At 51.7% G+C, this 22646-nt stretch carries 20 protein-coding genes and 1 pseudogene; 8 read left to right on the top strand and 13 right to left on the bottom strand.

Annotated features, from left to right (window positions below; translation table 11 throughout):
• Window positions 1-65: 65 nt before the first annotated feature.
• Entirely contained in the window at window positions 66-221 is a 156-nt protein-coding gene (locus J2X56_RS03125) for a hypothetical protein (protein ID WP_209568776.1), read from the top strand.
• Between the two features lie 46 nt (window positions 222-267).
• Here J2X56_RS03125 and J2X56_RS03120 read toward each other — a convergent pair whose 3' ends face one another.
• Both J2X56_RS03120 and J2X56_RS03115 read right to left on the bottom strand, forming a co-directional pair.
• Entirely contained in the window at window positions 268-405 is a 138-nt protein-coding gene (locus J2X56_RS03120; protein WP_209568778.1) for a hypothetical protein, read from the bottom strand.
• A 209-nt stretch (window positions 406-614) separates the two neighbouring features.
• Window positions 615-1052, bottom strand: coding sequence for a hypothetical protein (locus J2X56_RS03115; protein ID WP_209568779.1), 438 nt, complete (start codon window positions 1050-1052; stop codon window positions 615-617).
• 583 nt (window positions 1053-1635) lie between these two features.
• Between J2X56_RS03115 and J2X56_RS03110 the strand changes: the two genes are divergently transcribed.
• Complete coding sequence (locus tag J2X56_RS03110; protein ID WP_209568780.1) at window positions 1636-2424, top strand: hypothetical protein; 789 nt, start codon at window positions 1636-1638, stop codon at window positions 2422-2424.
• Window positions 2425-2984: 560 nt separating this feature from the next.
• Here J2X56_RS03110 and J2X56_RS03105 read toward each other — a convergent pair.
• The 6 genes from J2X56_RS03105 to J2X56_RS03080 form a co-directional block, all read right to left on the bottom strand.
• A complete protein-coding gene (locus J2X56_RS03105) occupies window positions 2985-3227 on the bottom strand; it encodes a DUF1640 domain-containing protein (RefSeq protein ID WP_017454675.1) in 243 nt (80 codons plus the stop codon).
• A gap of 30 nt (window positions 3228-3257) precedes the next feature.
• Window positions 3258-3602 carry a hypothetical protein gene (locus J2X56_RS03100; RefSeq protein WP_209570740.1) on the bottom strand — a complete coding sequence of 115 codons (345 nt, stop codon included), beginning with the start codon at window positions 3600-3602 and terminating at the stop codon, window positions 3258-3260.
• 525 nt (window positions 3603-4127) lie between these two features.
• Window positions 4128-4775 (bottom strand): hypothetical protein, encoded by a 648-nt coding sequence (locus J2X56_RS03095; protein WP_209568781.1) that lies wholly within the window; start codon window positions 4773-4775, stop codon window positions 4128-4130.
• A 22-nt stretch (window positions 4776-4797) separates the two neighbouring features.
• Window positions 4798-7938: an SIR2 family protein gene (locus J2X56_RS03090; protein WP_310158154.1), complete on the bottom strand. Its 3141-nt coding sequence runs from the start codon at window positions 7936-7938 to the stop codon at window positions 4798-4800.
• Between the two features lie 757 nt (window positions 7939-8695).
• Window positions 8696-9481 carry a hypothetical protein gene (locus J2X56_RS03085; protein WP_310158152.1) on the bottom strand — a complete coding sequence of 262 codons (786 nt, stop codon included), beginning with the start codon at window positions 9479-9481 and terminating at the stop codon, window positions 8696-8698.
• A gap of 23 nt (window positions 9482-9504) precedes the next feature.
• A complete protein-coding gene (locus J2X56_RS03080) occupies window positions 9505-10011 on the bottom strand; it encodes a hypothetical protein (RefSeq protein WP_310158150.1) in 507 nt (168 codons plus the stop codon).
• A 273-nt stretch (window positions 10012-10284) separates the two neighbouring features.
• Between J2X56_RS03080 and J2X56_RS03075 the strand changes: the two are divergent.
• Window positions 10285-10491: pseudogene (locus tag J2X56_RS03075) on the top strand (IS3 family transposase); the annotation flags it as partial.
• Between the two features lie 150 nt (window positions 10492-10641).
• Here the strand turns inward: J2X56_RS03075 and J2X56_RS03070 are convergent.
• Both J2X56_RS03070 and J2X56_RS03065 read right to left on the bottom strand, forming a co-directional pair.
• Window positions 10642-11682: a site-specific integrase gene (locus J2X56_RS03070; RefSeq protein WP_310158148.1), complete on the bottom strand. Its 1041-nt coding sequence runs from the start codon at window positions 11680-11682 to the stop codon at window positions 10642-10644.
• Window positions 11683-12900: 1218 nt separating this feature from the next.
• On the bottom strand, window positions 12901-13125 hold the full coding sequence (locus J2X56_RS03065; protein WP_209568788.1) for a helix-turn-helix domain-containing protein: 225 nt from the start codon (window positions 13123-13125) through the stop codon (window positions 12901-12903).
• A gap of 333 nt (window positions 13126-13458) precedes the next feature.
• On the opposite strand from J2X56_RS03065, the gene J2X56_RS03060 reads away from it, so the two are divergent.
• The 3 genes from J2X56_RS03060 (at window position 13459) to J2X56_RS03050 (ending at window position 14697) form a co-directional block, all read left to right on the top strand.
• Window positions 13459-13962, top strand: a complete 504-nt coding sequence (locus tag J2X56_RS03060) for a hypothetical protein (protein ID WP_310158146.1) — start codon at window positions 13459-13461, stop codon at window positions 13960-13962.
• A gap of 75 nt (window positions 13963-14037) precedes the next feature.
• Window positions 14038-14472 (top strand): hypothetical protein, encoded by a 435-nt coding sequence (locus tag J2X56_RS03055; protein ID WP_209568792.1) that lies wholly within the window; start codon window positions 14038-14040, stop codon window positions 14470-14472.
• Window positions 14473-14511: 39 nt separating this feature from the next.
• On the top strand, window positions 14512-14697 hold the full coding sequence (locus J2X56_RS03050; RefSeq protein ID WP_209568794.1) for a hypothetical protein: 186 nt from the start codon (window positions 14512-14514) through the stop codon (window positions 14695-14697).
• Window positions 14698-14902: 205 nt separating this feature from the next.
• Here the strand turns inward: J2X56_RS03050 and J2X56_RS03045 are convergent, their stop codons facing one another.
• A complete protein-coding gene (locus J2X56_RS03045) occupies window positions 14903-15550 on the bottom strand; it encodes a hypothetical protein (protein WP_209568795.1) in 648 nt (215 codons plus the stop codon).
• Window positions 15551-16298: 748 nt separating this feature from the next.
• On the opposite strand from J2X56_RS03045, the gene J2X56_RS03040 reads away from it, so the two are divergent.
• Both J2X56_RS03040 and J2X56_RS03035 read left to right on the top strand, forming a co-directional pair.
• Entirely contained in the window at window positions 16299-18956 is a 2658-nt protein-coding gene (locus tag J2X56_RS03040; RefSeq protein WP_310158143.1) for a hypothetical protein, read from the top strand.
• A 500-nt stretch (window positions 18957-19456) separates the two neighbouring features.
• A complete protein-coding gene (locus tag J2X56_RS03035; RefSeq protein WP_310158141.1) occupies window positions 19457-20992 on the top strand; it encodes a hypothetical protein in 1536 nt (511 codons plus the stop codon).
• Window positions 20993-20999: 7 nt separating this feature from the next.
• Here the strand turns inward: J2X56_RS03035 and J2X56_RS03030 are convergent, their stop codons facing one another.
• Both J2X56_RS03030 and J2X56_RS03025 read right to left on the bottom strand, forming a co-directional pair.
• A complete protein-coding gene (locus J2X56_RS03030; protein ID WP_259435153.1) occupies window positions 21000-21437 on the bottom strand; it encodes a hypothetical protein in 438 nt (145 codons plus the stop codon).
• Between the two features lie 33 nt (window positions 21438-21470).
• On the bottom strand, window positions 21471-22625 hold the full coding sequence (locus J2X56_RS03025) for a hypothetical protein (protein WP_259435152.1): 1155 nt from the start codon (window positions 22623-22625) through the stop codon (window positions 21471-21473).
• Window positions 22626-22646: the final 21 nt, after the last annotated feature.

Genomic DNA, 22646 nt, shown 5'->3' with positions numbered 1-22646 from the left:
ATAAGAATAGAAACGTCGTTTCCCGTTGAGATGACATTAACCAAATTTTTAAGGAGTTATATTCCATGCGTATCATCAAGACTGTTGTAGCTGCTGTTCTGTTGGTCGGTTTTGCATCCTCGGTCTTTGCGGAGCCCAACTTGGCCAGTGGCCGTCGCGTGAACGCAGCGAAGGACGATCCCGCTTGCACCTACGAAGACGGTCAGAAGATTTGTTTCTAAATTATCTAGCTGGCACGAAAGCCCCGGAACCAGCCGGGGCTTTCGATTACTTAATGTCTTCTGCTTTTGCCTCGTGTTCCTTCATTGGATGGGCCTGCTTCAGTTCTTCCTTATCTACCTTGTGGCCATGAAATGCATCGGAAAGAGAATGGCCAATGTTATGAAATAGGCTGTTCAGAGACATGTCGAGGTCCTTTCTATTTAAATTAAAAATAATAATCGCTCTCTTGGAAGAGAGTTAATACGTAGTCATTGATGCGGTTAAGTTCCAACTGGGGAAGCTCCCCTTCCTCATTATCGAAAGCTTGAATTCGACGTTGTGACCTTCAGGCTGTTGATTTGCACCAGTCAGACAATATTTAAATGGAGAGCGGCACTTTCGGAATACGAAAATTAAAATGTCTGGAAGCCGATTCTGCGTGAACCACTGGGGCCAATTACCGCCGTGTATGGGGCACCGTTGCTGCGCATGTGAGCCTCTATAGAGGTTCTCATAGCCGTCCAAGCTTCAATTTTCTCGTTCAGGTCAGTTAATGTAGATTGAGGGGTGATAACGCCAGGATGAACACGTGAAATCTCTGCTAGATAGTCGTGTATTACATCTGCCATTCGAATGGAGTTATTCGTTGCTGTAAAAAGACTGTTATAGCGATTACGAAGCTCTTCGGGTGCTGCATTAAGAACGTAATCGTATTGATTTTGCGGTACGCCAGCGGCATTTCGTAGCTCATTTCGTTTTTCCAAAATCTGTCTTGCAATGACGTGGTTCTCGTGATTAGGAGAGTTCACCTCTTGAGCATCTCTAGAACCACCAACACATAAATTTCCCATTAGTAAGCCTCAACAATATAAATTCGATCAAAAGGTAAAAATTGCGACGTTTTTCGCATGGGTATGTGAAAACATCTCGATAAATAGTTCTCTAGACGAAAATGTTGTAGCGTTAAATATCGTATCTTCCGTCGTTGCGGGGCGTAGCTTTGCGAGCATTCACCGCGCAACCGGTGTGTTGATTTGCTCGCAGAATCCTCTCCATTTGACCCACCTTCCATTGCCTTCCGAAGGCTGTCACGCGGTCAGACGACCTTTTTCATTTCGGGTATCCAGCAAGGCGTACGCCACGCTCGCCCGACAACTTCACATCTAGGCTCTCGCCTGGCTCAGCGCAGAGGCGATCAAATCTCGGAACCAAAGAAAAACCCTTAAACAGATGTTCCTGGACTTAAGAGAACTGGGATACGAGGGGTCGTCTGACCGGGTGACTGCCTTCGGAAGGCAATGGAAGGTGGGTCAAATGGAGAGGGTTAAATCTGCGAGCAAATCAACATAGTGATGGAACCTTCACGTAACGTTCACGACATATCTGAGTGTAATTGCTGATATTTTAGCCAAATATGAATCTATTAGAGGCATCATGATTTTCAAAACGAGCCACATTTTTCGCTGTGACCATATTTCTGACGTGTCTGAAGATAACAAATCCATAGGGAATGGGGGCGAGTGCTCACCGCCTTCGTCTTCCTACAAAAAAACATCGAATGATGTATATTTTCAGAGAAATGGGGGGCAAAGCATTGCGGAAAAATTGCGCTCAATGCTACATATAGGTCGCCATAAATGGGCGCCGGAAAAACGATTTGTTATTTCTAGCATGAGTGATAGCGTGGTACGAACTAGCGGGTTGCTGAATGCATTAGACCGTCGTATTCCCAAGTCAAACCGTTTCGAGCTGGAGGAAACATCTTACTATTCGGAGTTCGGCGAGCTATTGCACGAAGGGGCCCTGAGTACGCTTGATTGCAGTTGCCGGCTTGATTTGCACGGCCATGGGAACATGTTTATGTTCGAGGATGACGGTCCGTTTATCTTTGCTTGTAAACTAAAGAGGGCAGGGTTGCGAGAAGTAGGCGTGATCAAGTTTCAAAGCTGTCGTAACGGTAAGGGTGATTTCCTTAAGGAGTTTCTGGAGGCATTAGATCAGCTGGAAATTAGGGTTGGATATGTCTCGGCTCCTATAGGAGGTCTCATAGATGGCCGTTCCGTGGTTAAGATTGCTGGGCGAGAATTTACTTATAAGCCGGCCTTTTTTATGCCGAGTAAGCTCATACGTAGAAAGCATGTCCTGCTGATTCCTGAGACTTTTGGCCTAAAAGTTATCAAAGGGAATATTGATGTGAAGTTCGAAGGCACCAGATACTCTTAGTGAAAAAGTCCCTGTATGCAGAAATCTTAGCTGAGCAAGGGATTCGAAGCTCGTACATCAGAGACCACATTTCAATTCGGAAAATCGACCGCAGGCTTCATGTTTCCAGCAACATAGTTCGCTACTAGATCCGATCCGATGTCGTTCAGCCGCTTATCCAGCAGGGCGCTCGTCAAGCTTGCCCCATGGTTTCATAGCAGAGGAGCCTTTTAGAACGGGATATTAGTGTGAGGCAGATCCAGTCCATTCACGACGTACTCACAAGCGAAGCGGTTTCATCTTGTCAAAGAACGGCTGCACAGCTTCATGCTTATACGAAGCTGATTAATTCGACAAAGAAGCTGATTAAGCTGGTTCATAAACGAGATGTCCTAGTAACCAGACGCGCTGCTATCAATTGAACTTGAAATCTTATTAGGGGCTACGGCGAATCAGACATTGCGGCGAGCTGAGCTTTTTTCAGCTTTCGTGCTGTGCTGATATGGTCTGGAGCTTCAAAAGGCGCAAAAAAAAGCCCCGGAAATCCAGGGCTTTGCATTTTGTGGAGGGAAGGGCGCTTGTCAGTGGAAAATCTTGAACAAAATTCCCACGGTGCCAGCCAGCATAAAACCCAGCATCCATTTGAGCAGCTCGAATTGTCCGCGCACCTCGGCGCGGAACTCTGTTAGATCGGCTTTCTTGACCAGTTCGTTATTCATGGCTTCGGCTAGTGCGGTTGCGTGGGCTTCGGCTTGCTCGGTGGGAACACCAGTTGCTTCAAGCCGTTTGACGTATTCGTGAGTATCAAAAAGGGTAGTTGCCATTGGGCTGCTTTCGATCAGTATAGCACCGTGTTAGCGGGCGCTGGTTTGGTTGGATTCATTGGGCCTTTGGAGTGATGTTATCGGAGCGCTGACCGGGCTGGCGGGCGTGGGAAACGTCAATACATCGGCGGTAGCGATGGCAAGCTTTGTCTTAGGAGAGATAAACCCCATTTGTCTGAGTCGGTCTTGGTATTCATAATGTTGTAGCCGGAGTATCTCTGGAACCCACCAAGGCACCTTGCGTTTGCCGTGCAGCCAATCATGCACGGATCGCTCAGAACGCTTGAGCCGTTTTGCCACGTCCTTTACTGAATGTCCTTGCATCCAAAACTCAAGTTCGCCTTTGTGACCGTATCTGATATTGGGATATCTCATATGGGCTCGTGTTTTATTTAGTCGAGTTGATAGGTGACCCGCGAGAAAAGATTGTTCCCGTTGTGCGAGAAATTATCGAACTCGTTTCCCGGGTTTATATTTCGTCGATTTCGCATAATTTGTATTATGTAAAATATAGTTTGCAGATTGCCTGATTAAGGCAAGCTGCTGCAGCGCTTAGAAAGAAAGATTGATCTTTTTAGCGCCTACAAGAAGTAATCGTTTTCCCTTTGAAAATAATTCAGTAATTTAGCTCAAAAAAACAGTTATTCTTTCCGCCAAAATTCACTCCCCTCAAAAACTAAATTATTCCTTCACGCATTCACCAAAGTAATATCAGACCATTTCGGGAGATGCGCACGTCGTTCTTTAGTGCCGAACAACAAGAAACAGATGATTGATTGGCTCAAACAAGCCGCATCCATAGGAAATTCAAGATGGCCAGAGGACTTTTGTTGTTTGCTAAAAGTTGTAGACACTTTTTGGCTAATTCGGGCACCGATCAGGGGTTCTGGGACATGACTTTCACCCTTCCGGGAAAAACGGCATGACAGGCCTGGGTTGAGAGTCTCGGATGTGTTCTAGCTTAGTAATCCGTTCGTCGATGCCTTGCGCTCTATCCCACTTGCCAAGGGAATGAGGCAGCACCGGCAATCCTGCGTTCATTCGCAATCGTGAAGCAAGGTCGGCAACATCCCTCGCCAAACAGGCGTAACCGTATTGGCGCTCCCAAAAGAAGTCAGCAAAGTCGGGTGGCATATCGTGTTCCCCGACCGCTCCCAGATGCCGTTTCAGCAGCTCCTGCTTATACGGCAACGAAAGGATTTCGTACATCAACGCTCCCGGCAATGCTTTCCAGTTCACGTCAAATTCCATCGGATCGATGGTGGGTGTGGTAGTTGTTACCTCGTGATAGCCGGTCTTAGCATCGGCGGGCTGACCATATGCAGTTCCATCGTCATACATGACGTCGACGCACGAATTTGTGAAGCGCTCCAGGTGCGTACTAACAATGATGGCCAAGTACGTCGCATCCTGCTGTCTCTGAGCATCCTCCCGTTCTTGCTCCCGCTTACGCGTGAGCCCAGCTCCCCAACGAATGCCGACCAATGTGGCAGTTCCGGCAGCAATGGCCGTGATAATAGGGATAACAGCCGTCCATATTGGGTTCACTGCCCTTCTCCTCTATACTTCTTTAAATCAAAAGACGGTAGTCATACGGTGCCGCCGTGAAGCCATCGAGATATTTGCCGAACTTGGCAATACTCCCGGCAGAATCCAGCGTAGCCGGCATTCTGGAGTAGTAATCTAAGGTGTTCCAGTTCATTTTCGACAGGCCAAGAATCTCAGTTGCACATTGCATGACATCAGATTGGCCCATGAACCGGCGGATCCTCAGCGGCGCCTGAATTCGTCGCTTCCCTTGATAATATTTGTAGTATTTGTTGGCCGCGCTGGGTGTAGATCCATGAACCCATAGAAGCGCCGTATCGTCGCTTTCAACAACAGTCGTTCCCCGCTGTACTGGGAAGCCGTCGATGCCCAATTTTCCGTCTTTAAGCTTGGAGGCGAGATAGCGTAGCGAGCGTTCAACGTTGATCTCGATCAGCTCGACATTGGGCACGCCTTCAAGCCCCTGTAGCAGCCCTTCCTGTTCATCCTGCGTAAAGCGCGTGCGCTTGTGTATCACGACGCGCCGCGGAAGATGCATCTTGGACTCATAAAAGAGCTGGCGAATAGTGTCGCCTGTTCGTCGCGCGTCGTCTTGCGACATAAATGGATTGCCACCTTTTATGATCGGATTCTCGATGCGACCTAGCCTGAATTGAAGTCCCTCTCCACGAGCACTGTAGAGATGGCTGCAACCTAAAAGCACGTGACTATCGTTGTGAGCATCTTTGTCCAGGCTATAGCCAATTCCGACGAAGGCAGTGTCTTCGTCGAGTGCGTCTAGCCGCCACGGAGTGCGCATCGACTTCACGAAAAGCGCCAGGGCCAGCCACCAGCGCACTCGACATAGGGAGGCTGAACCCGTGGTTTCCTCCCGCACGAATTGCGTGCTCTGGCCATGTCGTGCGGCATATGCTTTGACATAATCATGAAGGTTGAACGACTCGTGGGCCTTCGACACAAGCTTGTACGGCTCCCAGCGCCGAGGGACATAGATCACCACCGTTACTGACTGACGAGCCCGTCGGATCAGATCCAGCGTCTGGCATATCCTTTGCGCGAGCTGCTTGGCGCCGACCATGGCGTCACTGCTGACATTGTCGTCAAGCGCCAGCCAAGCGGACTCTCCTCTGCATGGTGTCCTCAACGGCAGGCCGAAAGCCGCCGTGTATCCCGGGTAGTCGTGCAGATAGTCTCTCTCAGACTGGCTTGGATTGGCGGGCTGCTCCAAGCCATGCAAAAACTGCTCAAAATTGCCCGCAAGATTGGCCGGGCATACCACTGCGACATCCGTCGATTGACAGAATCCTGAACTTGTCAGCGAATGATCCCAGGGTCGATTTTCGACCAAACCGTGTAATGGATTGGGATTTTTGATCTCGTGACGCCCCATTTTGCTGGCGAAAATCAACGGTGCATCAGGAACTACAATCCCCGACTGCTTTGCATACTTGGAAAATTCAGCAGGAAGCGTCTTCGCCGCCTTATTCGAAAGCCCGGCAAACAGCGGCGCCCGGGCAATATGGAATATGCCACCATGCGGCGACGGTAAGTCCAAACTCACCAGCTGGCCAGTCCATCTCGATAAGTCAGCATCGAAGACGTTGTTGTGCTGATAGCCGTAAATCTGGTTACGAAGCGCCTTGGTGGGTTCAACATCGGCAATCTTGCCTTCCAACGTTGTGGCGACGATCTCTGGCATAAAGACGACATGCGGTACCCCATCAATGCCGACAATATCGATCGACAATGCACGATGTACCTTGTAGCTGACCTTGTCTGCCATCTTCTGGTCGTACGGCGCGGCCTCCCAGATCCTGCGCCGGCAGTCCGTCTGCATTCCCGTCGCCCTTGCGGCAGCGATCACCAACGCGCGGCGATACAGCCCCAAAATACGGCCGTCCGAGATGAGATTTTCATCCGAGATGGCCACTTCTGTCGCCGGTCCGTTCAAATGGTGGGCAAATAGTCTTTGCGCAAGCGGTGCGTCACACAGGCACAGCGCCCCTTTGTCGAATACCACGGTTGGGCCAGCCTCGTTCGGTGTCTGCTCACGCAGCCAGTCCTTCCAGCTTCCAACTTCCGGCATATACAAGGGCAGCTTCAGGGCTGATGCAGGATATCGCAGCGGATGCGCATTACTCTTGATGAGATGGCTGATTTGCAGTGGCGGTACCGAAAATGCCATCTTGCGAACACCATCTTGTCCTGTGCTGGCGATCAACGCCTGCGCCTTCGTCAGATCATCACCTTCTAACTGGCGCATTGCCAATCGCGATATCAGGTCATCGAATCCGGCGGACGCAATATAGAAAGCAGATTGCTTCTCAGCTGGGATGGTACGTAGGAGTATCTTGACTTCTTCCGACGGTTCGTCGCCGAAGCCGCACCAGTAAAGGCGACGCTCCGACGTTCTGTAGGCTTGGTCAAGAACATCCATGAGTGACTGATCTCTGCCGCTGTACCCCACTACGATTAGGTCGTAGTTCTGAATTTCACGTATCAGTTCGGTGCCTAGCCAAGTCTCTTGCGCTCGCAGTTCGTCGTTCGTATTCTTGAGCTTGTCGTATCGAAAATCACCATGCAGAGCCAAAAGGCGCACTTCGTTGTTGCCGTGGGCGCGCGATGTTCGTTGCTGGGTATCTATACCGACTTCGACACACACTACGTTCGCAGCGCTCAAGGAACGCGCGGCCAGATTGTCGAAATTGGTGGTCCAAATGCTTCTTACGGCGCCGGCGCCGCCGAGTAACGCCAATAGCTGGTAGCCAACGTGAGGCTTGGATTCGGCAATGAATTTATGAAAGAAGGCAGATCGATCCAGCGCGGTGGGATAGCACTCCAACGCGTAGAACGAATATTCTTCTGGTGCACCTTCTGGCGGATACAAACCGCTCTGATCGAGCCATCGTTGGATAATTTTTTTTGTGCCCTGGAGCGAAAGTTCGGACACGGAGTCTTGCAACGAAGGATTCTTCGTGACGAATATCTCTTTCTTCCATTCCCAGATGCAGCGCTGCGCCGAAGGCATTCCAGATGTAATGGAGGCGCCTGCTCCTAAAAGGATGATCGTAGGCCGATTGCGGTTTACCGAGATCGAGCGAACAAACGCATCAATGGTCAAGCGCGGTATATCCCCCGCGGTGCTGCCCACACTGCCTTGCATCGACTACCCTCCAGATTTTTTTCTTAATTGGAAACGTAGAATGGCTGCAAGACCGCCGAGATGAGGCAGTCATTTGTTGAGCCAGTGTTCGTCTTAGCATTTCCTTACACTGTAACAGATAGTCAACAAATTGCCGGCAATACTGGTACCAAAAAATACATATTGAGGGTATTAGTTACGCCTGACCTGCTTCCTAAGTTACTGCGGGAACTTGGAGTTTGCGGTTAAAAAGGTATCTGCAAACTGTTGTGACGCTAGGTAGTCCCTCACAAGCGCGATTAGAGGCTTAAGACGCTAAGTGCTCCTTAATCGATTCTTCTTGATCTGGTAAAAATTAAATGATCTTAGACGTATAACTGTTAAATGAATCTGACCTAGCTAGTTACAAATCAGGAATTTTCACCCAAGAAACGGCTTGCAGAAAACCTGCCAGGGAACGCCGCCCTGAAGGATGCGCTCGGCCGGAAGTGGCATGCCCGCAGGATAAGCGAAGCGCCGTAACGCACATCATACATGTCGACGGTCTAGGCGGAACCAGTGCACGCCTACTGATAGGAAGTTCCTGCTCCTTGCTTCACTACGAATCCCGTCGTCCTGACGATGTGGAACTGCGTCAACGTTTTTGCGAATTGGTAGCCATAAAACGCCGATATCGCGGTCGAGAGACACCGAAGCTGGACGGTTTCAACCGCATCGAACACGGCCACGGAGCACTGACCAGGCCGGCCCCTGCCAAGTCGGCCCCGAAAAAGAGTCACTAGTTCTTACCAATGCACTGCTTTAACCAGGGTTGCGAAAGCATTTCTTTCCGTTGTGCGTTTGTTAGATTGCTATAAAAAAAACCGGGGGCACGGGACAGCTCGCTGCATTGCTTGTCGGCAGCAGCGTTATAAAGTTGATTTCCGCAGACTAGCAATGTACTTTCCACCGTTTCCCATCGGTCTTTCCCATCCTCTGGATCTACACAGCCAGTTCCGCCGACGCTCCCACAACTCGCTTCAACTGTCGCACGCCCACGTGCTTGTAGTGTTGCCTGAAGGCGTCCATCGTATGTACGAAAGGTGGCCCAATGCTCCGACTCACCGCAAATGCGCTCTCCGTTCTGAAGGAGAGTGTAAGAAACGCAGACTTCATCACCCCTGATAAGCTGGCATGAATTCCAATTTCCTTCAAACGGTTTAGCGTTGGAGAGGGCGTTACGTCTCTGCTTCGAATGGAGTGCTACTGTTTTCTTCTTCCAGCTATCTTCGAGTTCAGAGATGCGGTTCGCATACGAAAAAACAAGGCACTTTTCATCATCGCAGCCGTTACGAATTTTAGTGAGCCACCGCCTTTGATCTATCTTTACCGAGGCAGGATCTTCCGAAATTCTTAACACGGCCTCGTATGTCCGGAGCAGCACTTCATCTAAGTCGGAAATCTCTCGATCCTCGCAAATGGTCTCTTCCATCGGAGTCAAGGTCTTCTCACAATCGAAGCTCGCGGCATGAGCGGTCGTAGCGGCGAGAAAGCAGAGGACCAACAGGAAACGGGAGATGTTCATGGATACGGTGTTGGGACGGAAAATTAAGAGACCTGTCTGATCTTGCGCCAAGAGACGCAGATCAGACCCAAGACCATCAAGTACACGCCCACTATAAACAGCGAATCGCGTCTGTATTTGCGGTCCAGCTCAGCCTGTGTTGTTGGACTGCCGCGATATTGAACGACACCATCCAATGTCGTAATCGCCACCAGAGTATTTTCACAAAATCCAGCTGTGATCTTCTTTCCTGCATATGTCTTTAGCTGCTCGTACACAAGCGTGCATCCTTGCTTCCCGCATCCACCGAGGAAGGTCCTGCCAAATTGCTTTCCTTCTCCACTCTCGATCACGACTGATCTTCCGAGATAGTGAACGATCCCTTGCACGAAACGGTTGGCAGCGGGGTAGCCGGACTCAGTAGTGGCGCAGAGATCCGCTTTGGGCGGATGGAAGACTTTGAGGAGATAAGGGGACATAAGTAAAAGCCACATGCCTCCAAACAAAATTGCTAATAGCTGAGCAGATCGATCCTGATTGAATGATTTCATCATTGAGGGCAAACAGCAACAACCGAAGCGGCCAGGTCAGCGGTGGGCATATTGAGAGAATATCTTAGGAGAACAGGCTGACAAACTGCTGTCGGTGCGGGATTGCTACCTGCCTTGCCATCGCTGCGACTACGTCGCGGTCGTAGCCGTACCTATGGAACCTCGTCCCGCTCCCTCCCCGATACGCCCCCTCCACCCCTTCGCCGCATTGTGGCGCAAGGCAAGAGATAAAAAGGAAAACAGATCAGGCAGCCGACCGTTCGGGCGACGACGCCCAATCAAAGCTGGTCGATGGACTTTGTATCGGATCGATTGGTTGATGGTCGCCGATTGTGCTGATTGAACATCGTGGGCGCCCTCCCCGAGGCATGCCTGGCTATCGAATTGGATACGTCGCTGCCTCGCGCACGGGTCGTATCGGTGCTGTCGCGCCTATCAGAGCTTCGATGTTTGCCGCAATCGATTATCATCGACAACGGTGAATATTCTCCGCGAAAGCACCGCGAATTATTCTTTCATGAGGAACGCTATACGAGTGGCCGCCGATCCTAATCAGATAGAAAGGCGCTGAGCCTTCCTCCAGGTTGAACCCAGACTCCATGTCGTTCTCGTACGAAATCGGGAAGCAGGTCAGCCGGTGGCCGCGCGCGGCGTACCCCCCGATTCTAAAATTGAATAAATTTTATCAGTGAAGTCGCCTGAAAAGTACTCACTATGTTCCAAATCGCCGAGGGCTTGTATTAGCGATTGATGAAGATGATAGTCCCATGGGTTATTTGTTACCCAGGCGATAAACGCAGATGTTTCATATTTTGCGCGCCATTGCATCCAAGAACGCCAAATGCGCACCGCGATTACGACTTCCGCAAATCCCATGTGTTTCGCAACTGATTCCGTGCTTGATCCATTTCGGAAAAGCTGGGCTACATAGCTGTTACGTAAAATCTGTGGGTTTACGATCCCTCCTCTTGCCGCCGAGGAGGTTAAAGCTCGTACGCATAGCTCCGGCACTATGGCCTCCGCATGTTTGTAGGCCTCCTCGAAAACAGCATTTGTGTTACGTTGCAAGGTGGTCTTATTCATCTGGCCGCCGACGGCTGGGTAAGCCACAGGGCCCATCGCAGGGAATAGCAGCTTTTCCCGCGGCTGCGGTTGCTCAAAATACGAGTGCCAGTAGGTGAGCCAATTTTCTAGCAATACATAAAGATAGCTAACGTCTTTTAAGTTTATCTTTCTGTGAAAAGGTGTATCTTCCCGATGTAATGAGATCTGTCCCGATCGGATATGAATGTCGGAAATTTTGAGTGTCAGAATTTCAGATGATTTCAGTCCAGCGCCAATCATTAATGCCGTAGTGACGTATCGCCTGAACTCTCTGATTTCTGCGAGCGTTCGGAGTGATTCGAAGGGCTTTTGCGCAATGTATTCAAGGTGCTGCTCAAGAATTTCGAGTTCTGGCTCTGACAGAAAATCTCGGCCATCACTTTTAATCGCACCAGTCCACTCCTTCCCTTCCTGATTGCTCAGTTCAGCTGGATTTTTTGAGATATTGTCGGGACAGGTGTCGATGACAAATTCGTAGACCTTCTCAATAAGCCGGCGATAGCACAGAAGCTGTTCAATTTGATTGAGCTCGTCCTGCTCATAACTACTTTTCTTGTCACAGAGCATCCGTGCCTTCTGGGATAAGAACTCTCCTATATGTTGTGGACGGACCTGATAGATATTGAGTCTATGGTCTCGCAAATATTGGTCAAATTGTCCCCATCGAACTCGATATATCTTGATTGTTTCTTGTTTTGCATTTTTACTGAGGCCCCTTCCCTTCATAGAGAGGATCCAGGCCTCGAATGCAAGGCGACTATCTCGACTCCACAACGATATTTGATCTGAGCTAAGCATGGTGTCCCAACCTTATTAAACTCTTTTTTAGCTGCGCTGTAAGAAACTCGACCTTAGATGAGCTGGAGAGAGCCTTCATCGCTCGATGCTAGATGCCGATGTCAAGCCTTACTTACAATGAATAGTCCACTTTTCACGAAGATGCAACTGCCTATCTTTTTAAGAGGATGAAGACCTTCGTTTTCATTATGCGAATCAGCTTAACAAGGAGCTGTTGCGACAGCTACTTGGCTGAGGAGGAATCGGGCTTACCCCAAGGCGTCAACACAAAACTACGAATCCCGCTTTTCGCCGACCGCCTGCCGGGCGGGTTGTCAATGATTTGGCGAAAGGCGAAGGAAAATGCGTCGCTTGTTATGGGATGTTGTACCGGTATAAATTGACTCACGCCATGCGCGAAAAAGATAACCGTCGATAAGAAGTCTTATCGACGGTTATACCCGTAAGGTTGCCCCGAGTTTTTATGTGTACTCGTACGTACTGAGAGGGGTAACGTAATACAGTACATTATTCCCTAGGCCCCGAATATCGATGGCTAAGGCATGCGCTCATGGTGGGATTTGTAAAGATGAAGATATGGGGCTGCCAGCCCAAAGTTGACTTCTGACGCCGAATTGCCGCCTAGGCACGCAGGCACTCTCATTGATGGGAATTCGATGCGGTTGTGTTACAAGAGTCAGACGAGGAAAGTTGATAGGCCCCCGGCCTCAGCCGAGCTAAGTGTAATGCCCTAAGGTCTTTTTCACTGCTACGATAATGATAACGAGCACACTCAAGATCAGATGAGAAGGGGCGGTCAGTCCCCTACCCTAACAGTTCGTGTATCGCGATTAGAACTAATGTAGATACACATGCCTGATAAGCGGCACAGATTGATTGTACGGGAAAAAAGTTCAGTCCTAACCAAGAAGACAACCAAGATCAAGGATACGCCTCCGCATCTCAATTCGTCTCCCAGATCTAAGCGCGCAGCGGAGAAAATATGGGCTAACTGAGCAATGTCGCCGGAGCTACATCCAGTGCAATGGCGATTCGCTCGATGTTGTAGAGCGTAATGTTCTTTTCCGCCCTTTCAATCATGCCTATGTAAGTACGGTGCAATCCTGCTGCCTCCGCCAATGCCTCTTGCGAGACGCCGCGAGCTAGACGAAATTTGCGCACATTGTGCGCAAATTTAATTACTAGCGGGCTGTTTTGGGGTGCGACGGGCATGCGCAAAGTGTCCGCCCGTTGCATACTATAATTCTACATACTATGATTAGCATCTTATTGATAAATGATGCTTGTGTAAGAATGAGAAAAATTTTTTTAACTGCCGCGGTTTCTGTAGGCCTAGTGGCTTGCTCATCTACACAGCGGAACACGAGCCAACAACCGATTGCTGATCTAGGACTTGTTCGTATAGACCAGATCGACCCACAGGAGTTGAATCAAGTATTTATCAGTGCTCTCCTTCTAAATTCCAATTTAGCCGAGCGGTCGCGATTCGCGACTATGTGCTACCGCGACTTAGCCCTAGAGCAGATAGCACGGACAAACGCCAAGATGAACCCGAAGGCGATTTTGGGCGATGTTACAGCCATGGCAGCGGCCCGTAATCAAGAGGCAATTCGGGCATATCCAACTACCCGCTACTGGACCCGGGAAAAGATAGAGGCCTTTACAGCACCGATCGCTTCGGGGCGAGATGACTTATCGGTCTTCGACGTATTTGTCAATTTGCCCGCCCACAAGCGGCTCAAAGGAAACGGGAAATCGCGCTCAACGGGTAGTTACGGTCCTCTTGTATCAAATTCTCCGAACGACTCCTGGGCATTCCAAAACTGTAATATCAACTATGAAGTGCCGAAATTACATCTGAATGTTCCAGTTGATCCGAAAGTACATCAGGCACAAATTTATGCTGCCTCAAAAGAAAACTCGTCGCTTAAATTTACCGCAGATGTTGATGTCGAATTTGACTTCGTCGATTGCAAATTGAGCGGATGCACGCCACGCATCACACGCTATGAGGTGCGCAGCTTCAAATTCGGCTGGGATCTACGCTAATAGGACGTCGCGGTCTTCGCAATCTTGCGAGCCCCTATTTGTTCAACTTCAAAAAACCTCAGTATTTCGAAATCTATGTTGATTACAGATCCATCATCCGAATTGCGAGATGCACGCAAGCATTGGGTTAAATCATTCAAAATGTGGGATTGGGTGATGGCGTCAGAAACGGAGCCATGCTTCATCGTCGCTGCTAATAACGAAGCTGAGAAGTGCGTAAAACCTTTTTCTATGGCTATTATTTCTTCGGTGGAGCGCCTCATCCAATACGCAGTAGGTGATCTTGGCTCCCGATGCAAGGTATATATGATCGAACGAGTTCAGCATGAGAGCGGCTTTAGCGAGCTACGTTTTCCGGAGGTTTTGGGGCTTGGAAAATATGAAGCTGCGCCAGCTGGCGTTCCTTATTATGCGCACTTTGACGCCAAAGGCGTCGCGGTGAAAACCTATGAAGCGCAACCCGCTATCACTGAGCAAACAAAGATCCAAGTTTTGGCATTCTTTGAATAGCGGCTGGGCATTAATTTTAGGAATGCAAAAGAGAAAACCATGGATGAAAAAATCGACTTGACCACAGCTCTCAAGAAGTTGCATCGCCTGCAATTAGAGGGAGGAGATCTTGACGGCGCGTATTGGTTGGAGGTCTATCACCTTCTAGAGCATGCAGGCGAGTATCGTGACAGAGCACTAGATGCTGAAGAGAAGTTGCGCCGCGTTCGGCAATTGTCCGAATAAGGGAAGGCAGGATCAACCCTTCCTGTCTCTTCTTTCATGTCCGACTTTTTCACGACATTGGTGACTGGATCTGCTTCTATATCCATCTCCGCCCGCCTCCGGCGTTTGCACTGAAAACACTGGCCGAGACATTTGCTCATATCGTTACGTCCACCTGCGGCCCTTGATAGGACTGTAGCGCCTGCAGTAGCTCTCCACGCTTCTCCTACGTGAGTGGGCGCATTTGCTCACGCGGTGCGATCCTGCCCTCCAGCAGAATATCGGACATCCGTAAGGCAGCTACCGCGTTGGGCTCCTGGGCCAACGCGGTAGCAAAACCTTTCACGCACGCCGGCAGTTTGCTGGTCTGCTGGCGTTGTGCCAGCTTCTGTATGAAGGCCAGGCGGGCATCCACATCCAGCCCGGCGCACAAGGCTTCAGTCAGGCATTGCTGAACCGAAGGCGCAAGCGCGGCAAAGGTGTTCTCCTTGATGGCGGCGAAGATCCTGGCCCCGATGTCGCGATAGGAGCCCAGGCGCAGGTGACGCGGAATCTCTTCTGCCGCAGCACGCTGTAGGGCTGGGTCCTCGGTTTGCAGATTGCGTTCATGCAGCATGGCCCAGTCCGAAAGGATATGCGCGCGGGTCTCGGCAGTCACGCCGGGCAAGCCTGAGTCCAGGCACATCGCAAAAAGTGACTCCCAACGAGACGGATCTTCTACTGGCATCGCCCCCGGTGCAAATGCCACCGCACCTCCGGCCAGCAGCGAGGCAATGGCATGCGGCGCATAGCGGGCTCGTTCCATCGCAGCCGACAGGTCCTCGCCCTCGCCCGTGCCGGCGGCCATACCGATTCGCTGAATCGCCGCGCGCATCGCCGCCACATCCGTACCATGGCGTGCCGCATCACTCACGCGTGGGGCGAAGGCGCTGCAGACAATACCAATCTAATCGGTAATCAAATATTACGGTTTGCTAAATCCCGGGGCCGTATTAGGAAGTTACATCAATCCAGATTCCAGTAAAAAGCCCACGCTAGGGGGCTGTTTCTTTTATCAAAATGTTTGATTACCAATTCGACGAGATATATTGCGAGGGTCTAACGTTTCAGAGGGATTAATCACGATAACAGAAGGCCGCTGCGGATTATTCATTGCCTCTGCCACTTCATCCCTCATCCGCTCCCACTCCCTAGTTACTTACAAATTCGAAAAACGAGGAAGTAAGTCTTGATCGAACAGGCGGGTCTCTATCGCATTTTCTGCCTTCAAATACTCCCTATTTTTACGGAAAATTTTTCGTTTCCACCCACGGTTTCTTTGGCGACAGTATTGATCTGTGGAACTAGGAGTCTTCCGCTGTCTACATAATCTTGCTCAGGGCGACGTCGAGTCCATCGATAAATCCTGCAAGCCTCGCGACGTCGACAGCGAAAAGGAAGTTCTCCTCTTGACCCATTTTTACGCTCAGACGTGCTCATGTCGGAAAATCTTTCCCGTTCGCCGCAGACGCGTACTTGTGCGGACTGACCACTAGTCCCCCTGCAAGCACGATATACATTCGTGACCTGCCCTCTTACAGCAGTGATCTGAACTGCAGGGTAGTCCGCATCCGATCCGGTTAGTGAGCCAGATTGCCAAGGCGGAGCTTCCCATAAAAATGTTATTGGACCATCTAATGAATAACCACGTTCTTCCTTCAAACGCCAGCAACAATATCCTCCTGGATCCGTTGCTCGAAGATATTGCCGCACATCAGCATGGTGCTGCCGATGCGCCTGCACAGGCCTCGCTGCCAACCGCTGCAGCCATGTTAGATCGTAGTCACGAACAGCGCATCCGCGCGCAGCAGCTCAGCTGCAGTACGGAAATCACGCTGGCCCGGGCCAATAACGAACAGCTCGCAGCGCATATCGACATCGATGAGCAAATTAAACCGCTGCAGTGGCCTGTGCTGCGTTGCCAGTTGGTGATTGATCCCGCTAGTGGGCGCCTGGGGGCTGCGCGAACCGGCGCGGCCGGTGATGTCGCGGCCCTGACCAGTCTGGTGGAAGAGCTGAACAGCTCTCCCACATTTCTGGAGCGGATGAAGCATCTGTACCAAAACCTCGCGCCAGAACAGACACTTGAATTGCGCTACAGTATGGGCGCGTCAATGGATGCGCAATATCGTCATCTGCAATCACGCTTCAAAGTCAAACAGGCTCTGGTATGGAAGGATGGCGACCATGCAGCGCGTCGTCGCGACCAAGTGCTGGCGGCCGCGTCCGAACATTCGCCTTCGATCGGGGCTGAAGAGGACTTCGTTGTGCTCGACCTCAACGGTGTCAGCGTCTTCAGTGCCGCCCTCGCAGGTATGCGCCAGCAGGGGGCACTCTGGGACGAGAAAACTGGCCATGACGATTATGCCCGCCTCGCAAGCGTGATACCTGATATCTCGGTACATGCGACAGCCGATGACATTTGGCTAGACGCGCTTGGAGAGGCCATCCGTTTGGAACTGGCCGAACCTTCCCATGCGGACTTTCGCGCAAGTCAGGCGCTGATTCATGCGCGTTATCAGGCGGGCCGGATTGAGCACAGCTGGGGCGCGCTAGGCGGCAGCATGATAGGCGGCGCTGTCTATTCGCTCGGAATGATGATGCTCAACAATGTCATCAACCGCAGCATGATCCCGGCAGAGGTGCGGCGCGAAAGCGGGCTCGATCGACAAACCACGGCACAGAAACTGTTTTCGGATGTATCCGAAGACCTCCTGTCGGTAGCGACACCGTGGCAAAAATTCCTGATGACATTCGATCCGAGCTGGCAACTGGGTAGCTGGGAGATCTTCGACAACGCCATCCTCGATGCCGTGCTGGGCGATGACGACTCCGACGATGAGCCGTCGCTGCAAGCCGTGGCAACCGATGCCACTGATCAGATCTCTGTGCAGGCTGGCGAGAACGCTGGTGCCGAAGCTGGTACTGTCTTGCTAGCCGGGGCACTGGTCGCGTCGCAAGAGAAAATAGGACAGGGTCTGGCAGAGCTGACAGCCGCCAATCTGAAGTCAGGGCTCAGCACGGTAGCTGCGAAAGCCTCTGCAATGATGGGGCAGATGGTCTCTTCTGCTTCGTTCGCAGTGCCGGCCGGCATCATCTCGGGCGTATTCTCTTGGCCCGACAAGGCGATCGAGATCTGGAAGCCAGCCGGTGCCGTGGGTGCCTTTAAGGCAGGCTTCAAGGTCGCGGTGACATCTCCCGTATCCAGCCTCGCGTGCAGTTCAGGATTCTTCCTCAAGATGGGCGAAGTAGCAGCCGAGACCGAAGCAGCAGTTCTGCAAGCACTCGAACAGCGGCAATTGGCCTGGCCACAGCACAATCCTTTCGATGCCACTCAGGCCTTCGACCGCAGCGACATGGAGCAAGTCAAGCGCGCGGTCTGGGATATGACCCAGGAACAGCTCAACAACGAGCCCGATGCGCTGGCGGTCCGCCTGTCGGTCCCGATGGAGTTTCTTTCGGGTGTCGTGCAGGGTGGTATTTCGCTGATTCCGGGGATGAATCAGGCGATTTCGTTTGCGCTCGATACCGTCTTCTTTGGCCCGGGTGAACTTCTCTGGATGACGATCACAGGCGCCATTTCCAATCGCGCCAACGAACAAGAGCTGCGGACGCGCCTGGCGGAGGTGATGCAATCATGTTCGCAGGACAATCCTGGCGCGGTCCGGAGCCGGCGCATGGCAGTACAGTTCCTGCTGGATAACCGACTGATCTCGGAAGAAGGCTTGCGCCAATGGCAGCAACAGACAGTGTCCATGTTGGGCGGTGCCATGATTCATCCGGTCTATGAGGGGGGCAGCCATCTCAGAAACGGCGGGCGGGTCGGGCTGCGTGCACTGGCAGATCTGCCATCGCGCATCGGCGCGACCATGCCCGACGCTGTTCGTCATCTGGCATCCCGCACTGGAGAATTGCTCTCCACGGCAGGGCAGTATGTCGGTGCCAGTGCTGGAACTGCCGTGGAATGGGCGGTCTCTGCTGGCATGGCCGTCGCGCGCCCGTCGATTTCCTATCTACGTGGCGAAGAGCATGCGCCTGATACACAGACCGCCACCCGCTATACCGAGATGCTCAGGGCGCTACCCGCGCAGGCAAGCAAGACCATGACGGACCTGCTCGGACCGGGTGAGAACAATCTGCGCATCCGTGCGCGATTGCCCTACGAGCGGGCAGTGCTGGGAAAGCCATCCGACGATGCAGCGACCAGCGTCACGCCTGATCTCGAACATGGCGAGCGCTGAGAACAGGGGGCATGCCTGCCATAGTACCCATCACCGGTAAGGGGAAGTGGCTTAGCGGAGCCGAGTCACTGTGGCAAAGTCAAGCAATGGCTGCGAGATGCCTCCGTTGGTCGGGCCTTCATTGCGTCAGGTACTCCTTCATACACACTCATGGAGCACTCTGCCGCTGATAGCGACATACTTTTAGAGCACAACACGAGAGGAACCGCCCTGTGTGGAAAAACATCTGGCCAGCGTCGAGCATTGAGCCCCCTGGCCCCTTAGATCAAAGAGATGCTGAAGTTCGCGTACGGAACTCGGAGCACAATCATCCCGCCAAGGATACTCGCGCTGCAGAGTCGGCATTGAACAGACAGGGATTGACTGCTCACTCAAATACTCAGCAACGGAGCATCCTCAGGAGATTTTTTTCCTCGAATTCTGAGAAGAAAGCTTTACTCAATCGGAGAAAAAACCTGCTTATAGGTCAAACAATAGACCCTAGGGTTGCCGAAAAACACATGCATTCCGTCGAATTTGACGGGATCGGGCGCGTTATCTCTTTCAAAAAACAACTTTCCAACACCGCGCTCAACGAACTACAAGCGGCCATCATCAAATCACTTACCCAAACCAACACCGAAGACGAGAGATCTGAAGCACGTCCCGGAGCGGACTGTTTGATTCAGTTCATGGATCTCATGCAGAGATCAGGAGGAGATAGAGCAAAGGAATTGCTTGAAAAGGCAAGCAAGCTATGGATGTCCGGCAATCTCAGTGATACCGCAGTGGCTGCGTTCCTGATGGATGCCGCGTCGGAGTTGCAAGACAGATCTCGTCTTCATTCCTACGTAGTTTCAATTGCTGATGCTGTCATCAAGCCGAAAGAGGCAACCCAGCGAAATGACAATATGTATGGAAGAAAATTCGAATCCGAGTTCATTCATATTCTCGTCAAAAATCCCCCAGGCGGCACCATAGAAGTTACCCAGAAGATTGGCCAAGCGCTGCTGAATGATTTTGACAAGATACATGCGTCAGGTGCTCTATCCACCGAAACGACATTGAAAAGAATAGCGGAATCCATCGAATTGCGACCTTGGACAGCACTGGCCCCTGATCTGGAGAAGTTCAGGGAGGAGCCTACTTACAGCAACCTGAAGTCAATGCTACTAAGCGTCAACAATGGCATCGATATACTTAAGGTACAGTCACTGATCTCCAAAGTGAGCAAACAATTTTCTGATGACATTGAATGGAAAGAGTACGCTGATCAACGATACAAATACGTCTTGCAGCCTGCTCGCAAGACGCGCCCATTCCAGGTTCTTGAAAATGAAGTCGGCGTTAGCGCACAGCAAGCCGCAGATCTGACAAATAAACTGGGACTGGATATCAAAACAAGCAGATACGGCACCGGTTTGCTTAACCATCCCGAGTACGAACCGCAGGAGAAATTTTATATCGCGAGAGATACCACTTATGGGCGCATGAATCCCAACATGGCGAACCTGTCAGGAATGGAACAGCAAGCTTTGTATCACGGGCATGCGATCGTTACGGGACTATCCGGCAACGCCAACTTGCTGACTTACCTCAGCCGAAGGATCGCCAAGGAAGACAGTGATTTTTCAGTGGATCAAGCCATACTGGCTGGCATGATGTTTCTCGGATTTGACGGCGGCCATTCTCTAAACGAAGTAATGGCCGTCTACACTGCAATCATTGCTAGCGAAAAAATTGAACTGAATTCGGAAGAGGTAGCAAGGACGAAAGCGCTGGAAAAAAGGCTTCTTAATGGCAAGGCTCCCCCATCCGTAGCGAAGCGTTTCGCAAATAGTAATCGGCAAGGGTTACTCGATGAAAAGCGGAAGAAGGTATTTGTACAGCATCTTGAAAACTACCACCTCGACTATTCTTCCATTGTAGAACTCGCAAAAGATAAACAACATAGGGACGAAATATCCCAGGCCTTAGACACAGCACTTACAAGAACCATCGAATACTTCGACAATAGTAGTTACTACAAGAAACAGAACTCAACGTTAGATAACTGACTGTAAATTACAGGTCCAAACAGTGCGAAAGCAAAGCGCGATTAGGGAAGCTCAGCACGAGCATTTCTTCCGTAATCAGCGCGTCGGACAGGTATTCGGACTCCTCCAGCAGGCTGTCGAGTTGCTCCCTGAGCCACTGCTTCTGGCCGGCCACCCTATCCGCGGCATACTTAGAAGTCGGCGTCGCGCTGACGATGAGCTCGTCCAACAAGGCCTTGCAGCGCTGCAGCGTCAATGGCGCTGGGATACCACGCGTGTCGGAACGCGTGTTGATGATCTGTATCGCCGTGGGGCCCCAGCGCGTCACATCGCCCTGCTCGAGCATCGTACGCAAGGCATCCTTGGCGACTTCCACGACCTTGTGATGCAGCTCGGAAACCGCGTTATCGGACAGGCCACCCTCCAGCGTCCAGCCCATTGCAAAGTGTTTCTCCACCAGCTCCACCCTGCTCTCGCTACTCACAGTCAAGCGCAGCCACTATCTCCCGACATCCAGCATGGCCGTCCCGAGGAAGCCGAAACTGGTCCGCAGCTCCACCTGACGCGCAAGGAGCTGCATGGCCCTGCGGGCGCTTTCGGTATTGATGATAGTGAAAGGTAAATCCTTTTCCCGGAGGATCATCCCGGCGTCGATCTGGTGAGCTTTGCGAAGGCAGAAAGCCTCGACGAAGGCAGCATTTTGGGTGGCTTCGTCGATGAGCTTGAGTTCATCGTCCTGCGCGTGGCTGAGCATGCGCACCAGCAACTGGCTCTCGTCATTGTTGATCCAGCCAAGACCCAGCTCTGCCTCACGCAGCTTGCTGTTGGCCAGGCGGGTTTTGGCATCGTCACGTCCGATGACGGTCACTGCCCCCGCCATGCTCTTGCCACTGCCCAGTGAGGTGTATTTCTGATAGCTCTTGCAGAGTACGATCTTGAGCTGACCACTGTCGATCAGCGGCTGCAGCTTCTTAGTGACATCGGCGAGATCGGATTTGCCATCGGAGGCACGTTGCTCCAGCGTCGCAACAAGCACCAGTACACCGGGATCGCTTTTACTCATCTTCCCGTTCTTGACCCAAGCGATGGTCTGACGGACCAGCTTGTCCGTGCTCCAATCGTTCTGCTTGTCCTGTTCGCCGTGACGCTGGGGCCAGCTCGGTGCCTCGCTGTACAATTCGATGGCCACCAGGCCCGGCTTCAAGGGCAGGATCCTGCCTGGCTCCTTGCGCCCGGGGACCAGGCAGGAAGCCGAATTGCATATTTTGAGCTGGGCAAGGATGCGGGCCGCGTTGGTCTGCGAGTTGGCGAAAAGGACGCACTTGGAAGGATGGCTGCGCCCCAAGATGCGGTAGATGTCCAGGCATTGCGTCCTAGTTCGCTCGTAGGGCGCATCCCGCTGATATTCCGCACTTTCTTGATGTTCCACCGTAAGTCCGGGCACATGGTGCTGGTCCAGTGAGGACCCGCGCAGCGCGTATTCCTTCCTGGCCGTGAGGAGGCCATATTGCCGGACCAGATCACCACTACCATGGATGGCTTGCAATTGCTCGCGGCGCTGACGCGCGTAGCTGGCCGAGCCGGTCGAGTACGGCGGTGCGATCGTGCCTCCAGCGCACCGCCAGGTACTGTTCCAGCGCGGATGAAAAATCATCGCCACCCTGAGGCGCAGCTT

This window comes from Herbaspirillum sp. 1173, from assembly GCF_031455335.1.
Lineage (GTDB): Bacteria > Pseudomonadota > Gammaproteobacteria > Burkholderiales > Burkholderiaceae_D > Herbaspirillum > Herbaspirillum huttiense.
The sequence above is the reverse complement of the archived record's forward strand: the minus strand, read 5'-3'. Positions and strand labels throughout refer to the sequence as shown.

Coding starts and splice junctions, on each gene's coding strand:
- J2X56_RS03125 (WP_209568776.1), top strand. CDS start 66: ATGCGTATCATCAAGACTGTTGTAGCTGCTGTTCTGTTGGTCGGTTTT.
- J2X56_RS03120 (WP_209568778.1), bottom strand. CDS start 405: ATGTCTCTGAACAGCCTATTTCATAACATTGGCCATTCTCTTTCCGAT.
- J2X56_RS03115 (WP_209568779.1), bottom strand. CDS start 1,052: ATGGGAAATTTATGTGTTGGTGGTTCTAGAGATGCTCAAGAGGTGAAC.
- J2X56_RS03110 (WP_209568780.1), top strand. CDS start 1,636: ATGATTTTCAAAACGAGCCACATTTTTCGCTGTGACCATATTTCTGAC.
- J2X56_RS03105 (WP_017454675.1), bottom strand. CDS start 3,227: ATGGCAACTACCCTTTTTGATACTCACGAATACGTCAAACGGCTTGAA.
- J2X56_RS03100 (WP_209570740.1), bottom strand. CDS start 3,602: ATGAGATATCCCAATATCAGATACGGTCACAAAGGCGAACTTGAGTTT.
- J2X56_RS03090 (WP_310158154.1), bottom strand. CDS start 7,938: ATGCAAGGCAGTGTGGGCAGCACCGCGGGGGATATACCGCGCTTGACC.
- J2X56_RS03085 (WP_310158152.1), bottom strand. CDS start 9,481: ATGAACATCTCCCGTTTCCTGTTGGTCCTCTGCTTTCTCGCCGCTACG.
- J2X56_RS03080 (WP_310158150.1), bottom strand. CDS start 10,011: ATGAAATCATTCAATCAGGATCGATCTGCTCAGCTATTAGCAATTTTG.
- J2X56_RS03070 (WP_310158148.1), bottom strand. CDS start 11,682: ATGCTCTGTGACAAGAAAAGTAGTTATGAGCAGGACGAGCTCAATCAA.
- J2X56_RS03065 (WP_209568788.1), bottom strand. CDS start 13,125: ATGCCCGTCGCACCCCAAAACAGCCCGCTAGTAATTAAATTTGCGCAC.
- J2X56_RS03060 (WP_310158146.1), top strand. CDS start 13,459: ATGAACCCGAAGGCGATTTTGGGCGATGTTACAGCCATGGCAGCGGCC.
- J2X56_RS03055 (WP_209568792.1), top strand. CDS start 14,038: ATGTTGATTACAGATCCATCATCCGAATTGCGAGATGCACGCAAGCAT.
- J2X56_RS03050 (WP_209568794.1), top strand. CDS start 14,512: ATGGATGAAAAAATCGACTTGACCACAGCTCTCAAGAAGTTGCATCGC.
- J2X56_RS03045 (WP_209568795.1), bottom strand. CDS start 15,550: ATGCGCGCGGCGATTCAGCGAATCGGTATGGCCGCCGGCACGGGCGAG.
- J2X56_RS03035 (WP_310158141.1), top strand. CDS start 19,457: ATGCATTCCGTCGAATTTGACGGGATCGGGCGCGTTATCTCTTTCAAA.
- J2X56_RS03025 (WP_259435152.1), bottom strand. CDS start 22,625: ATGATTTTTCATCCGCGCTGGAACAGTACCTGGCGGTGCGCTGGAGGC.